Here is a 13,551-nt window from a genome sequence, read left to right on the forward strand (position 1 = left end):
GGCAGCTGAATCACTCCTTGAATTGCGCTTCCTTCTCTTCGCTCTCAACCACGATGTCGGCGCGGCGGTTCTGCTCGCGGCCTTCGGCGGTGTCGTTGGGCGCCACCGGACGGCGTTCGCCGTAGCCCTGGGTGTCGATCACGCCGCTCTCCACCTGGTACTCCTGGATCAGCTCGTCACGGACCGAGTTGGCGCGCCGCTCGGACAGGCCCTGGTTGTACTCCTCGGTGCCGATGCTGTCGGTGTGGCCTTCGACGCGGATGCGGTTGCCGTCGCCGTCGCGTACTTTCTCGGCGGCGCTGCGCACTTCGTTGTTGAACTGGTCACGGATATCGGACTGGTCGAACTCGAAGTAGATGGTTTTGATGGTCTCTTCCCGACGGACGTCGTAGACCTGACAACCACGGTCGTCGACCACCGCGTTCGGCGCGGTGCCGGGGCAATCGTCGCGGGCGTCGATCACGCCGTCGCCGTCGCTGTCCTTGCTGACCACCTGGGCGGGTTCGTCCACGGCGGTGCGCGGCTCGCTGTCGGACTCGCGGCCACTGACCGCGAACATCAGGTTCACGCCGGCGTAGACCTGGCCTTCCCAGAATTCCCGGTCGCTGCTGTAGGCATGCCGCGTGCCCAGATCAAGCAGCACGTTTTTGAAGAAGGCGCGCTGGATGCCCATCTCCACGCCGCTCATGGTTTCTTCGTTGTCGTTGATTTCCTGGGTGCCCACGTTCAAACCCATGTAGGGCTCGAAACCGAGCAGGCTGGTTTCATCGAAATGGTGACGCAGGCTGGCGTAGTAGTTGACCACATCGGATTCGCGGTCGGTGTATTTATGCTCGACCTCGTCGTTTTCTTCATACCAGGCCTGCACCGACCAGCGCGGGCTGAAGCGCCAGCCGATCTGGCCGCCGAAGAACTCGGAGTCGTCGAAACCATCCACGTCCCCGGTCACTTCGTTATCGTAGAAAAAATACTGGCTGACGTGCCCGCCGATGTACCCGTAGGTATCCGGCACGTTTTCATCGGCGAACGCGGGGGAAAACAGAAGCGGTGACGCAAGCACCGCGGTCATCATTGACTTCTTCATGGCAAGCTCCTTTGCGAATCAGTGCTGAACATCAGCAATTCTGAGCCGCAAAGGGCAGCTTGGGGATGGGAAAACGTAAACAGTTTCGAAAATCCAAGCGGATTTTACGCCGTTATTACAATCCTGTTTCCCGGTGTTACCGGACGTTCAAACCCCTTAACCGGGCGCCTGCTTTGGGAAACCTTTTATTTGGTCACCCACTGCCCGGTGGGGGTCTTCACATATTCGCCGGATGGGGTTTTCTCGATCGCTTTCTGGCCGGCCAGATTGGCGACCTGCTCCAGGCTGATACCGTTTTCCCGGGCGATGCGCTGATACGCCTCACGGCGTTTTTCGTTCACGTCGGAGACCAGCTCCACCGCTTCCGAAGTGGCCTTGACCACGCCCAGATAGCCGTTCGGCTGCTCGCCCACCAGGCCCTGGCTTTTCGCGCTGTCCAGGTCCAGGGCAAACGCCGCGCCGGCGAAAACCAGGGTGACCGCGAACAGCAGGTGTCGAATGAATGTCATGTTTATCTCCTGATCCCTACCCTAGAACAACTCGCTGTCTTCACTGAACAGGTCGTCAATATCCTTCTCGACCTTAAGACGGATTTCATGATCGATCTTAACGTTGAGGTTGATCGTGATCGGCTCCTTGGGGGCTTCCAGCGCCACCCGCGGCGTGCAGGCAACGGCCAGAGGCACCATCAGCGCCAGGGCCAGCAGGCCCGCGCTCCGGTGTCCGTTGATCCGGTCTGTCATGGTCTGGTCTCCGTCATCACTCTGTCGGTGATTCGTTCACCGATGCGTAAACTGCGTAATAGCTCTAGCACATTTTCCTTGTGGGTGTAATTAAAGACCACCGGCAGCCCGTTTCGTTGCGGATTGGTGCCGCGAATGTGCACGGCGGCGTCCAGCCAGCCGTCGTCGGCCATATCCACTTCCGCGCTGAAACGCTCCACGCGCAGCGGGTTGAGCGCCTCCAGAGCGATCGATACCGCCCGGTTGGATTCCGCCATCGCCTGGGTGCCCGCCGCCGGCAACAACGCCAGCGACAGCGGTGTCTCGTTGGCCAGCCGGCCGTCGCGCACCGCCACGCTGTCGGCGGCCAGGCGCAGCGGAATATAGCCACCCACCTCGCCGGTGAGGCTGACCACCGCCTCGTTCTGCAACGCCGCCAGCTGATTCAGCTCGATGCCGGTCAGCACCGCCGGCTGCCACTCCGACGACGGCCAGCGCAATCCGGGGGCGCGCACTTCGCCACCCAGCAGTTGCGCGCTGATTTTTTCAAAACGCCACTGCTGCAGATCGGTGCCCACGCCCATGCGCACCTCGGTGACCGGCACGCCCACGTCCAGGTTGGCCAGGGTCAGCGGCTCACGGCTGCGGATGCGCGGCGCCTGCCCCTGGCGCCAGTCCAGCGCCAGATCCGCGTCCAGGCCACGCGCCTGGATGCTGCCCCAATCCAGTGACAGCCCTTCGCCGCGCAGGGTGCCGTCGACCTGGAAGGCTTCGCGCCACTGCCAGCGACCGTCCATCACCAGGTCGCCGGCGCGGGTGGTCAGCGGCAGCCCGCGGCTCATCGCCGGCACCAGCGGCGAGCGGCCCTGCAGCGTGCCGCTCAGCCCGGTGCCGCCCTGGCGGCCGCGCATGGACAGCCGGGTGCCCCACTGGTCCACCGAGAGGTCCGCCTGGAAGGCGGCGCCGTTAAGTCGGGCACTGCCGGTCACCGGCGGCAGGGTCCAGCGCTCCGCCACCAGGCCTTCGGCGCGCACTTCCAGGGCGCCGGTGGGCCCGCCCTCGCCGATCACCAGCGGCTCACTGACGCGCAGCGTAAGCGGTTTGACCAGACGCGTGCCGCTCACCGTACCGCCCACGGACAGCCGACTACCGGCCAGCAAGCTCAGGCTGTCATCCCAGCGCCAGCGGCCCTCGGCGGTGACCGGCCCGCCCTGGCCGAGCGTCGGCACCAGGCTGTAGAAGTGTTCGCCGCTGGCCTGGATCCGGCCCGACCAGACGCCCTCGTCGAGCGCGCCGCTCAGTTGGCCCCGGAACGGCACGCTCTGGTAGCGGCCCTCCACGCTGGCCTGGAACGGCCACTGTGGCGGGCGCAGGCCGTCCACCGGCAAGCGCGCCGTCACGTCCAGATCGGTGGATTGGAGGCGCAGCCGGGCCGGCTCGCCACGCACCCCGGTGGGGCCGGCGTCGCCGGACCAGCCGCCGCTCACCCGGTAGCCCTGCCAGCGCCCGTCCACGGTGACGGCGCCGCGCCACTGCAGATCATTGGGCCGCCAGGCGAGGCCGCTTTCCGTGGTTTCCAGAGTGAGCTCCCGCCAGACCAGCGACAGCGGCAGGCTGGCCTGGCCCTGCATCGCCAGCGGCGCGGTGACCGGCTCGCGCAGGCGCACCGTCAGGTCCTCGGCCAGCCCGCCGACCTGGAACGGTGACACTGTGACCTCACCGTCGCGCCAACGGAAGGCCACCTCGCCGCCAAGGCCCTCGCTGAGCGACAGGCTGCCCTGCCCTTCGCCCAGCCGCGCCGCGTCGCTGCTCAACGACAGGGCCGCCCGCCCCTGGGGGCCGTTGGCCACCAGGCGGCCGTCCGCCCGCACCAGCGCCGCGCCTTCGCCACGGGCCTGCAGGTCCTCGCCGGGGCTCACCACCCAGCCGGCGCCCACCGCCAGCGGCTCGTCCAGGCCGGCGCGCAGCCGCCAGGCGTCGCCCCGCCATTGGCCGCGCACGGTGACGTTGCCGCGCGGCCCGGGGGTTTCCAGACCCAGGTCCCGGCCCAGCAGCACCAGCTCACCGGTGAAGTGTTCCGGGTCGGTCCAGTCCCCGGGCAACCACAGGCCGTCGCCCTGGACCCGCACCTCGCCGGCGAGGCGCTGGTCCAGATGGCCGCCTTGCAGGGTGCCGTCCAGCCGCCAGCGGCCGCTGCCGCGGCGGTACTCGGCGCGAAGCCGGCTGTCGCGGAATTCGGCCCGCGCCCGCCAGGCGCCGTCGCGCTGAGACAGGTTGACCATCACCGGTGGCAGATCGCGGTACTGCACCGCCCACACGGTGACCTCCAGGGCCGGTAAGGAAGGGATGTCGGTGAGGCCGTCCGACGCCGTATCGGCGTCGTCGGGGCAGGCGTGAATGCCCAGGGTGTCGATGCCCAGGGTGAGCGGGCGCAGCGCCGACAAGCGCACGCCGCGGGCTTCCAAGGGCCGGCAACCGTCTGTTTCTTGCCAGACCGCGTCCAGGGTCAGGCCGTCGCGCCAGCCCGGGCCCTGCCAGTGCCAGCCGGCCAGCCGTATCGCCAGGGCGGCGACCAGCACGGCCAGCAACAGGCCCGCCGCGATCACAAGCGGCAGCAGCCAGATCAGCCGCTTGCCGGGAAACCGTTTCGCCATCAACAATTCGACCTTTTTCCCTGGTCAGCAGTAAAGGGAAAGGATGGCGGTTTCACGCTCGGAAATACAGGCCTTTGCGACTCAACCGCGGGCGAACGCGGCCAGATGCTGGTCGGCGCCACCGAACAGGCCGTCCATGGCGGTGATGCGCTTAAAGTAACGCCCCACCGCCAGCTCGTCGGTCATGCCCATGCCGCCGTGCAGCTGCACCGCTTCCTGGGCGATGTGCCGGCCGGCGCCACCGATGCGGGCCTTCAGCGCGTGCACCGCCTGACGGGCGTCGTCGTGGCCTTCCAGCGTCTTCAGGGTGGCGGCCAACAGCAGCGAGCGGGTCTGCTCCAGGGCCATGAACATGTCCGCCATGCGGTGCTGCAGCACCTGGAAGCTGCCGATCGGCACGCCGAACTGCTTGCGGGTTTTGCTGTATTCCACGGTGTCGTCCAGCAGCACGGAGAGCGCGCCCACGGCTTCCGCCCCCAGGGCGAGAATGGCTTCGTCCAATACCTGGCGGACCGGTTCGAAGGCGGCGTCTTTCTCGAAGATCAATGCGTCGGCGGACAACCGGACCCCATCGAGCTGCAGCCGGGCCGCCCGGTGGCCGTCCACCAGACGGTGCGGTGTCAGCGTCACGCCCGGGCTGTGCGGGTCGAGCAGGAACAGCGACAGGCCGCGCTGATCGCCGGGCTCGCCGCCGGTGCGTGCCAGCACCAGAATACGGTCCGCCTGATCGCCGTTAAGCACCACGGTCTTGCGACCGTTCAAAACGAAGCCGCCGCCCTCCTCGCGGGCTTGCAGCGCGGTGTTCTCCGGCGCGAACACACGCTCCTGTTCGTCCACCGCCAACGCCAACTGCAGGTCGCCCGCCATCAGGTCCGGCAGATAGCGGGCACGGCAGGCCGCGTCGGCGCGGCGCAGGATGCCGCCGCCCAACACCACCGTGGCCAGGTAAGGCGTGGTCACCCCGCCGCAACCCAGTTCTTCCAACAGGACCATGGTTTCCACCAGGCCGGCGCCCAGGCCGCCGTCGTCCTCGTCGAACGGCAGCGCCAGCCATCCCAGTTCGGCGAACTGATGCCAGAGGGTTTCCGCCTGATACCCGCCCTGCACAAAACGGCGCGCGCTGTCGGCCAGCATTTGCTGCTCATCGCTCAGCGAAAAATTCATCCTCGTTCTCCTTTCGTCGCCGTCACAGGCCCAGTACCGCCTTGGCGATAATGCCCCGCTGCACCTCGTTGGACCCGCCGTAAATGGAGCAGGCCCGCGCATTGAGATAGGACGCCATGGCGGTGAGCGCGTACTCCGGGCCCAGCGGCGCCTCGTCACCGGCGGGCACCAGCGCCTGCGGCTGCCAGACCAGCGCCTGGCTGCCCAGCGTCTCGATACCCAGCTCGGTGACCCGCTGCTGCAGCTCGGTGCCGAGGATCTTGGTCATCGACGACAGCGCGCCCGGGTCCTTGCCCGCGGAGAGCGCCGACTTGATGCGCTTTTCCGTAAACGACAGCGCCAGCACCTCGCTTTCGCAGGCGGCCACCTTGTGCGCCCACACCGGATCCTCGCGCAGGCTGCCGCCGCCGGCGGTGGTCTGCCGCGCGGCGATCTGCTTCAGCCGCTGCAACTGCACGCCCAGCGCCGGCGCATAGTCCTGGCCGCCGCGCTCGAAGGTGAGCAGGTACTTGGCCACCGTCCAGCCGTCGTTCTCCTCGCCCACCCGGTTGCGCTTGGGCACCCGCACGTTGTCGAAGAACACCTGGCACTGCTCCGGCACTTCATCGAGGCCGACGATGGGCTCCACGGTGATCCCCGGGGTGTTCATATCCAGCAGCAGGAAGGTGATGCCCGCCTGGGGCTTGCCGTCGCGGCGGGTGCGCACCAGCAGGAACATGCGGTTGGCGTGGTGGGCGTAGGTGGTCCAGATCTTGGTGCCGTTGATCACATAGTCGTCGCCGTCGCTCTCCGCGAAGGTCTTCAGCGACGCCAGATCGGAACCGGCGCCGGGCTCGGAATAGCCCTGGCACCAGATATCCTCGCCGGAAAGAATACGCGGCAAATAATGCGCCTTCTGCTCCTCGGTGCCGAAGCCGATCAGACAGGGCCCGCACATCTGCAAGCCCATGGGAATCAGCGGGGGCGCCTCGGCGCGCACCAGCTCCTCGGCGAACACCGCGCGCTGGCCGACACTCCAGCCTGTGCCGCCATACTCTTTCGGCCAGTGCGGCGCCGCCCAGCCCTTTGCATGCAGAAGACGCTGCCAGGCCATCGCCTCCTTCACCGGCGCGAACACCGAGGTGGTCTTGCGCCCCGCCTCCAGAATCTCAGGAGTCAGCGCTTCATCCAGGAACGCACGCACTTCCTCGCGGAAATGCCGCTCCTGCTCGGGTACTCGTAAATCCATGGTTCACCCCGCTTGCGATAACGTCCGACAGCATAGAACCGCCCGGTTCTCATGGCAGTGACCGTGAGCATCACACTATTGAAGAAAGCAGTCAGGACAGCATTAATAGGCGACCTGGACTCAATATTCGGGGCTGGGTGTGCTACGCCCCCGCCGGCTAGATTTCCACTTGCTCGTCCTGGCAACAATCCACCGACCGTAACACCGGAAAAGGTGGTTGACGGGCAAGATCGGCCTTGAGATGCGAGAGAAGAATGGCAATGGCGCGACGGTAGGACTTTAAACTGAGATCGAGAATGGGCGGGCCAAAACTGTTTAAGTTCATCGTGTAATGATACACCGCCACAGTGGCGCCATTTCGTCTGGCCTGTGCCAGCAAGGTAATGTCCTTGTCTGTCTTGATGGGCAATATAAATAGCGTGGCGGACGAAATAAGCGCCGGAAAGGTCGAATGGTGGTTCTCATCTTGCAGTTTGATGATTAGCTGATTGTCGGTGCCGAGCCCCGCCATAGCACTGAACAGGCCAGACGCCTTTAAATCATTGAACATCTCATGATCATAAGGATACGCATTGCCGCTGCCTTGAGTGCCATCATCGATAAACACCGATACCGGTTCAAACACCGGGGTTGATGAGGGCATGGGCTTAGCTTCAATGGAATAGTGTGTACTACAACCCGCTAAACAAACCAAAAAAGAGAGCACGAGGTACCTGAGCATAAAATCTTCTTCTGCTTATTTATTTTCTAGGAGTATAGCAGGCTGCCTTGCGTCGTGAATGGAACGGGACTCACCAGGCGCGTAAAACGAAAAAGGGCCAGCCGCCCGCAGGCGACTGACCCTCTTCGTTTTATTTGGTCGGGACGGAAGGATTCGAACCTTCGACCCCTTGCACCCCATGCAAGTGCGCTACCAGGCTGCGCTACGCCCCGAAATTGTGCTGCTCCGCCAGGGGAAGGTTCAGTGCGGCGAAGCGGCGGGAATCATAACGGATTCCCCGGTCGGATGGAACCCGGAATCCGCGCCGGTCGGCGCGGATGCTCAGGCTTTGAGCAGACGGCGTTCAGGGATGGCGCACGCTGTTGATGCGGTCCGCGTTGAGCACGTCCAGCACATCCTCCAGTTCGACGATCATCTGCTTGATCATCTGGTGGTAGCGGGTGGACTGCTCGGCGTTGGCGTCGCCGGAGAGCTGCTGACGGGCGCCGCCGATGGTGAAGCCCTGCTCGTAGAGCAGGCTGCGGATCTGGCGGATGGTGAGCACGTCCTGGCGCTGGTAATAACGGCGGTTGCCGCGCCGCTTTACCGGTTTGAGCTGGGGGAATTCCTGCTCCCAGTAGCGCAGCACGTGCGGTTTGACGTCGCACAGCTCGCTGACCTCACCGATGGTGAAGTAGCGCTTGCCGGGGATCGCCGGCAGTTCGTCGTTATGACTGGGTTCGAGCATAGTCTTCCACCCGCTGTTTCAGTTTTTGCCCGGGACGGAAGGTGACTACGCGGCGCGCGGAGATCGGGATCTCTTCCCCGGTTTTCGGGTTCCGGCCGGGACGCTCGCTTTTGTCACGCAGGTCGAAGTTGCCGAATCCGGAGAGCTTCACCGGCCGGTTGTCGGCCAGTGAGTCTCGAATCTGCTCGAAGAACATCTCCACCAGTTCCTTGGCTTCGCGCTTGTTGAGACCGAGCTCCTCGAACAGCCGGTCGGCCATATCTGCTTTGGTCAACGCCATTGGAAATGCCTCAATCCAGGCCCTTCTTCAGTCCCTGAGGGTCGCCTTAAACTGTTGTTTTAACTGAGATACTACCGCTTCCACCAGGTCGTTGACCTGGGCGTCCTTAAGAGTGCGCGAAGGATCCTGGAAGGTCAAGGTCAGCGCCAGGCTTTTGCGTCCGGCCTCGATGTTGTCGCCCTGGTAGAGGTCGAAAATATGCACCTGACGCAGGCGGTCGTCGCAGGCCTGGTGGGCGGCGGCGACCATCTCGCCGGCCGGCACGTCGGCGTCGACCACGAAGGCCAGGTCGCGCTGCACGCGGGGCTGGTCGGAGACCGGTTCGAAGTGCGGCAGACGGCCGAGACGCAGGGGCTCCAGGGCCAGTTCGAACAGGTACAGGCCCTTGGGCAGGTCGAGCTGCGCGGCCAGGCGCGGGTGCAGGCGGCCCAGGTGGCCCACGGTGCGGCCGTCACGGGTGACTTCGGCGCACTGCCCGGGGTGCAGCGCCGGGTGGCTGCCCGGCCGGAACGCGAAGGCGTCCGGTTGTGACAGGGCCAGCAGCGCTTCCACGTCCCCTTTCAGGTCGTAGAAGTCCACCGGGCGCGGCTTGCCCTCCCAGTGGGCGGGCTGGGCGCTGCCGTAGAGCAGGCCAGCGACCATGGGTTCCTGGGCCAGGCCGTCCGGGCCGGGCACGAAGCGCAGGCCGGTCTCGAACAGGCGCAGGCGGCTGCACTGGCGGTTGACGTTGCGCTCGGCGGCGCTCAGCAGGCCGGCGATCAGGCCGGTGCGCATCACGCCCAGGTCGGCGGAGATCGGGTTGAGCAGCGCCAGCGGCGCGTGGTCCGGGTCCACCTTGGCCTGCAGTTCCGGGGCCACGAAGCTGTAGGTGATGGCTTCCATATAGCCGCGGTCGCGCAGGGTGTCGCCCAGGCGGCGCAGCGGCAGCTCTTTCTCCGGGGCGGGGTCGCCGGCGGGGGTGCCGGCGGGCACGCGGCTGGGCAGATTCTCGTAGCCGTGCACGCGGGCCAGTTCCTCGATCAGGTCTTCCTGGATCGCCATGTCGAAGCGCCAGCTGGGGGCGCTCACCGACCATTGGCCGGCGCCGGTTTCGGTGACCGTCATGCCCAGGCGCTCGAGAATATCGACGATGTTGGCCTCGTCCAGGGGCGCGCCCAGCAGGCGGGCCACGCGCTCGGCGCTCAGCTCGATGGTGGCGGGTTCGGGCAGCTTGTCCTCGGCCAGGGTTTCGTCCAGCGGGCCGGCTTCGCCGCCGGCGATCTCCAGGATCAGCGCGGTGGCGCGCTCCAGGGCGCGTTGTTGCAGGGCCGGGTCGACGCCGCGCTCATAGCGGTGCGAGGCGTCGGTGTGCAGGCCGTAGCGGCGCGCCCGGCCGGCGATGGCCAGCGGGCTGAAGAAGGCGCACTCCAGGAACAGATCGCGGGTGGTTTCGGACACCGCACTGGGACGGCCGCCCATGATGCCGGCCAGGGCCAGGGGGCCGTTGTCGTCGGCGATCAGCAGGGTGTCGTCGTTCAGCTCCAGGGTCTGGTCGTCCAGGCTCTGCAGGGTCTCGCCGGCCTGGGCGCGGCGCACGCGGATGCCGCCGGTCAGTTTGGCCAGGTCGAAGGCGTGCAGCGGCTGACCCAGCTCCAGCAGCACATAGTTGGTCACGTCGACGATCGGGTCGATGGCGCGCACGCCGGCGCGGCGCAGGCGCTCCACCATCCACAGCGGCGTCTCGGCGGCGGCGTTGATGCCACGGATCACCCGGCCCAGGTAGCGCGGGCAGCCGTCGCTGTCGTCCAGGGTCACCGGGAAGCGGTCGTCCAGGGTGGCGGGCACCGGCTCGATGGCGGGCTCATTGAGCGGGGTGCGGTTGAGCACGCCCACTTCCCGGGCGATGCCGCGCAGGCTCAGGCAGTCGGCCCGGTTGGGGGTCAGGTCCACTTCGATGACGGTGTCGTTCAGCGACAGGTAGTCACGGATATCCGTGCCCACGGGGGCGTCTTCCGGCAGTTCCAGCAGGCCGTCGATGCGGTCTTCGAGACCCAGCTCGGAGCCGCCGCACAGCATGCCCTCGGAGGGCTCGCCGCGCAGCTTGGCTTTCTTGATCTTGAGGTCGCCGGGCAGCAAGGCGCCGACCCGGGCGAACGGCGCTTTCAGACCTTCGCGGGCGTTGGGGGCGCCGCACACCACCGGGAAGGAGCTCTCGCCGTCGCTGACTTCACAGACGCGCAGCTTGTCGGCGTCCGGGTGCGGCTGGCAGCTTACGATTTGCCCCACCACCACGCCGGTGAACGGCGCCGCCGCCGGTTCCACGGCGTCCACTTCCAGGCCGGCCATGGTCAGTTGGTGGGCCAGGGTGTCGCTATCGATGTCCGGGTTGACCCATTCCCGCAACCAGGCTTCATTGAAACGCATTCTTTATAATCCCCTAGGCGAATTGCGACAAAAAGCGCGCGTCGTTTTCGAAGAACAGACGCAGATCGTTGACGCCGTAGCGCAGCATGGCAAGGCGTTCCACGCCCATGCCGAAGGCGAAGCCGCTGTAGCGGGTGGCGTCCACGCCGCCGTGCTCCAGCACCTTGGGATGGACCATGCCGCAGCCCATGATTTCCAGCCAGCCGCTGTGCGAGCACACCCGGCAGCCCTCACCGCCGCAGGTCATGCAGCCCACGTCCACCTCGGCGCTGGGCTCGGTGAACGGGAAGTAGCTGGGCCGGAAGCGCACCGGCAGGTCGTCCACCTCGAACACGAACTTGAGAAACGCCGCCACGGTGCCTTTCAGGTCCGCGAAGGTGATGTTCTCGTCCACCAGCAGCCCTTCCACCTGGTGGAACATGGGCGTGTGGGTGAGATCCGAATCGCAGCGGTACACCCGCCCGGGGGCGATGATCCGGAACGGCGGCTCGCCCTTCTGCATCACCCGCACCTGCACCGGCGAGGTGTGGGTGCGCAGCAGGCGGCCGTCACCGAAATAGAAGGTGTCGTGCATGGCCCGGGCCGGGTGGTGGGCGGGAATGTTGAGCGCCTCGAAGTTGTGGAAGTCGTCTTCCACCTCCGGGCCCTCGGCGATGTCGAAGCCCAGGCGCAGGAAGAAGTCTTCCATGCGCCGGCGCATGCGCGTGACCGGATGCAGCGCCCCGGGCTGTTCGCCGCGGCCGGGCAGGGTCACGTCCAGGGTCTCGGCGCTCAGCTGCTCGTTCAGGGCCGCTTCCTCGAGCGTTTGGCGGCGCTCGTCGATGGCCGCCTGAACGCGCTGCTTGGCTTCGTTGATCAGCGCGCCGGCCTTGGGCCGCTCTTCCGCGCTCAGCCCGCCCAGGCTCTTGAGCAGCGCGCTGATCTCCCCCTTCTTACCCAGGTAACGCACCCGCACGTCGTCCAGCGCGCGCGCGTCACCGGCCCCGGCCACTTCCGCCAGCGCCGCCTCCACCAGGCTTTCCAGGTTCTCCATCATACGATTTACCCGTTCCCGTGTTATCTATGCCTTGCTTCGGGAGCGCCAGTCGGGGCTCCCAAAACGAAAAAGGGGAAGAGCGCGAGCTCTTCCCCCGTTTCGGAGTGCTGTCGTGTAGGCTAACCGACAGTCAGCTCAGGCGGCGAGACTCGCTTTGGCTTTCTCGGCCAAAGCACCAAACGCTGCCTGATCGCGAACCGCCAGGTCCGCCAGCACTTTACGGTCGATCTCGATGGACGCCTTCTTGAGGCCGTCGATCATACGGCTGTAGGACATGCCGTTGACGCGGGCGGCGGCGTTGATCCGCACGATCCACAGACGACGGAACTGACGCTTGCGGACCTTGCGGTCACGGTAAGCGTACTGGCCGGCCTTGGTGACCGCCTGTACCGCCACGCGGAAGACGCGGCTGCGCGCCCCGTAATAACCTTTTGCTTGCTTGAGAATCTTCTTGTGCCGGCGACGCGCCTGCACACCACGCTTAACTCGAGCCATTGTTCAGACCTCCAAAAACCGGTGATTTAGCTGTAGGGCATCATGCGCTTGACCAGGGGCACATCGGACTCGTGTACCTGGGTCTTGGGGCGCAGATGACGAATCGTCTTGGCGGACTTCTTCGTCAGGATGTGGTTTTTGAATGCCTGCTTACGCTTGAAACCGGAGGCGGTTTTTTTAAAACGCTTTGCGGCCCCGCGGTTCGTCTTGATCTTTGGCATGGTACCTGTCTCAAGTTGTGTGAATAAAACAAAAGCAACCGGGGTTCCGGTTACTTTTTCTTCTTGCTGCCCGGGCTGAGCACCATGATCATCTGGCGCCCTTCCATGTTCGGGCGTTGCTCGACGGAACCGTGTTCCGCGAGATCGGCCTCCACCCGCTCCAGCAGTTCGCGACCCAGCTCCTGGTGAGCCATTTCGCGACCGCGGAAACGCACGGTGACCTTGGTCTTGTCGCCGGCCTCGAGGAAGCGCTTGAGGTTACGCAATTTCACCTCATAGTCGCCGGAGTCGGTGCCGGGACGGAATTTGATTTCCTTAAGCTGAGTCTGACGCGTCTTCTTGCGCGACTCCTTGGCTTTCTGCTTTTGTTCGAACAGATGCTTGCCGTAATCCATGATTCGGCAAACAGGCGGTTCCGCATCAGGGGAGATTTCCACCAGATCCAGTTGCTTGCCGCTGGCCTGCTCGATGGCCTCCTCTAAGGGAACGATGCCTACCTGCTCGCCATCGACGTCGATCAGTCGAACCTGAGTCGCCTGGATTTGCTGATTAATTCTGGCTCGCTGCTCGCGGCCTTTGCCTCCACGCTTAATGTCGTGAACCTCCAACTGGTTAATCGAACGAGGCCGCCATCACCTCAGCGGCTCTTGAATATAGCGGGTCATTCTAGGCGACCCCCGGGTCTGCGTAAACCTGGGGTGGCCAAGCGCTGAATTCAAGAGCGGCTCGAAACTGGTAGAACCGGGCGGATTCGAACCGCCGACCTCTGCCATGTCAAGGCAGCGCTCTAACCAACTGAGCTACGGTTCTGCAGAG

At 65.3% G+C, this 13,551-nt stretch carries 14 protein-coding genes and 2 tRNA genes; all 16 read right to left on the reverse strand.

The features are described from left to right. Positions 1-10: 10 nt before the first annotated feature. Positions 11-1,084: an OmpA family protein gene (locus tag ACMG4O_RS13105; RefSeq protein ID WP_414433920.1), complete on the reverse strand. Its 1,074-nt coding sequence runs from the start codon at positions 1,082-1,084 to the stop codon at positions 11-13. Between the two features lie 185 nt (positions 1,085-1,269). Beyond that, on the reverse strand, positions 1,270-1,593 hold the full coding sequence (locus ACMG4O_RS13110; protein ID WP_142948639.1) for a YdbL family protein: 324 nt from the start codon (positions 1,591-1,593) through the stop codon (positions 1,270-1,272). A 21-nt stretch (positions 1,594-1,614) separates the two neighbouring features. After that, on the reverse strand, positions 1,615-1,773 hold the full coding sequence (locus ACMG4O_RS13115; RefSeq protein WP_185956908.1) for a YnbE family lipoprotein: 159 nt from the start codon (positions 1,771-1,773) through the stop codon (positions 1,615-1,617). Positions 1,774-1,823: 50 nt separating this feature from the next. After that, the gene (locus tag ACMG4O_RS13120; protein WP_414433921.1) at positions 1,824-4,460 is read right to left on the reverse strand and encodes an intermembrane phospholipid transport protein YdbH family protein; all 2,637 of its coding nucleotides are present in this window, start codon (positions 4,458-4,460) and stop codon (positions 1,824-1,826) included. 81 nt (positions 4,461-4,541) lie between these two features. Next, positions 4,542-5,624 (reverse strand): acyl-CoA dehydrogenase family protein, encoded by a 1,083-nt coding sequence (locus tag ACMG4O_RS13125; protein ID WP_414433922.1) that lies wholly within the window; start codon positions 5,622-5,624, stop codon positions 4,542-4,544. Between the two features lie 22 nt (positions 5,625-5,646). Beyond that, on the reverse strand, positions 5,647-6,852 hold the full coding sequence (locus ACMG4O_RS13130) for an acyl-CoA dehydrogenase family protein (protein WP_414433923.1): 1,206 nt from the start codon (positions 6,850-6,852) through the stop codon (positions 5,647-5,649). Between the two features lie 157 nt (positions 6,853-7,009). Beyond that, positions 7,010-7,495: a hypothetical protein gene (locus ACMG4O_RS13135; RefSeq protein ID WP_370201608.1), complete on the reverse strand. Its 486-nt coding sequence runs from the start codon at positions 7,493-7,495 to the stop codon at positions 7,010-7,012. Between the two features lie 213 nt (positions 7,496-7,708). Continuing rightward, positions 7,709-7,785 (reverse strand) — tRNA-Pro (locus tag ACMG4O_RS13140). A gap of 131 nt (positions 7,786-7,916) precedes the next feature. Continuing rightward, the gene (locus ACMG4O_RS13145) at positions 7,917-8,300 is read right to left on the reverse strand and encodes a MerR family transcriptional regulator (protein WP_142948647.1); all 384 of its coding nucleotides are present in this window, start codon (positions 8,298-8,300) and stop codon (positions 7,917-7,919) included. Beyond that, complete coding sequence (gene ihfA / locus ACMG4O_RS13150) at positions 8,281-8,580, reverse strand: integration host factor subunit alpha (RefSeq protein ID WP_142948648.1); 300 nt, start codon at positions 8,578-8,580, stop codon at positions 8,281-8,283. Before ihfA ends, ACMG4O_RS13145 begins: the two co-directional genes overlap by 20 nt. A 27-nt stretch (positions 8,581-8,607) precedes the next feature. Beyond that, a complete protein-coding gene (gene pheT / locus ACMG4O_RS13155) occupies positions 8,608-10,983 on the reverse strand; it encodes a phenylalanine--tRNA ligase subunit beta (RefSeq protein ID WP_414433924.1) in 2,376 nt (791 codons plus the stop codon). 13 nt (positions 10,984-10,996) lie between these two features. Beyond that, positions 10,997-12,016, reverse strand: a complete 1,020-nt coding sequence (gene pheS / locus ACMG4O_RS13160; RefSeq protein ID WP_142948751.1) for a phenylalanine--tRNA ligase subunit alpha — start codon at positions 12,014-12,016, stop codon at positions 10,997-10,999. Positions 12,017-12,154: 138 nt separating this feature from the next. Beyond that, positions 12,155-12,514, reverse strand: a complete 360-nt coding sequence (rplT, locus tag ACMG4O_RS13165; protein ID WP_067610411.1) for a 50S ribosomal protein L20 — start codon at positions 12,512-12,514, stop codon at positions 12,155-12,157. 26 nt (positions 12,515-12,540) lie between these two features. Continuing rightward, entirely contained in the window at positions 12,541-12,735 is a 195-nt protein-coding gene (gene rpmI / locus ACMG4O_RS13170) for a 50S ribosomal protein L35 (RefSeq protein ID WP_067610414.1), read from the reverse strand. A gap of 50 nt (positions 12,736-12,785) precedes the next feature. Further along, the gene (infC, locus tag ACMG4O_RS13175) at positions 12,786-13,343 is read right to left on the reverse strand and encodes a translation initiation factor IF-3 (RefSeq protein WP_142948650.1); all 558 of its coding nucleotides are present in this window, start codon (positions 13,341-13,343) and stop codon (positions 12,786-12,788) included. A 125-nt stretch (positions 13,344-13,468) separates the two neighbouring features. Next, positions 13,469-13,545 (reverse strand) — tRNA-Val (locus ACMG4O_RS13180). Between the last annotated feature and the right edge of the window lie 6 nt (positions 13,546-13,551).

The organism is Alloalcanivorax venustensis (assembly GCF_047495515.1).
Lineage (GTDB): Bacteria > Pseudomonadota > Gammaproteobacteria > Pseudomonadales > Alcanivoracaceae > Alloalcanivorax > Alloalcanivorax venustensis.

Bases quoted from the DNA above. Each gene is read 5' to 3' on its own strand.
- pheT (WP_414433924.1), bottom strand. From the start codon at position 10,983: ATGCGTTTCAATGAAGCCTGGTTGCGGGAATGGGTCAACCCGGACATC.
- ACMG4O_RS13125 (WP_414433922.1), bottom strand. From the start codon at position 5,624: ATGAATTTTTCGCTGAGCGATGAGCAGCAAATGCTGGCCGACAGCGCG.
- ACMG4O_RS13120 (WP_414433921.1), bottom strand. From the start codon at position 4,460: ATGGCGAAACGGTTTCCCGGCAAGCGGCTGATCTGGCTGCTGCCGCTT.
- ACMG4O_RS13130 (WP_414433923.1), bottom strand. From the start codon at position 6,852: ATGGATTTACGAGTACCCGAGCAGGAGCGGCATTTCCGCGAGGAAGTG.
- ACMG4O_RS13115 (WP_185956908.1), bottom strand. From the start codon at position 1,773: ATGGTGCCTCTGGCCGTTGCCTGCACGCCGCGGGTGGCGCTGGAAGCC.
- ihfA (WP_142948648.1), bottom strand. From the start codon at position 8,580: ATGGCGTTGACCAAAGCAGATATGGCCGACCGGCTGTTCGAGGAGCTC.
- ACMG4O_RS13105 (WP_414433920.1), bottom strand. From the start codon at position 1,084: ATGAAGAAGTCAATGATGACCGCGGTGCTTGCGTCACCGCTTCTGTTT.
- rpmI (WP_067610414.1), bottom strand. From the start codon at position 12,735: ATGCCAAAGATCAAGACGAACCGCGGGGCCGCAAAGCGTTTTAAAAAA.
- pheS (WP_142948751.1), bottom strand. From the start codon at position 12,016: ATGGAGAACCTGGAAAGCCTGGTGGAGGCGGCGCTGGCGGAAGTGGCC.
- ACMG4O_RS13110 (WP_142948639.1), bottom strand. From the start codon at position 1,593: ATGACATTCATTCGACACCTGCTGTTCGCGGTCACCCTGGTTTTCGCC.
- rplT (WP_067610411.1), bottom strand. From the start codon at position 12,514: ATGGCTCGAGTTAAGCGTGGTGTGCAGGCGCGTCGCCGGCACAAGAAG.
- ACMG4O_RS13135 (WP_370201608.1), bottom strand. From the start codon at position 7,495: ATGCCCTCATCAACCCCGGTGTTTGAACCGGTATCGGTGTTTATCGAT.
- ACMG4O_RS13145 (WP_142948647.1), bottom strand. From the start codon at position 8,300: ATGCTCGAACCCAGTCATAACGACGAACTGCCGGCGATCCCCGGCAAG.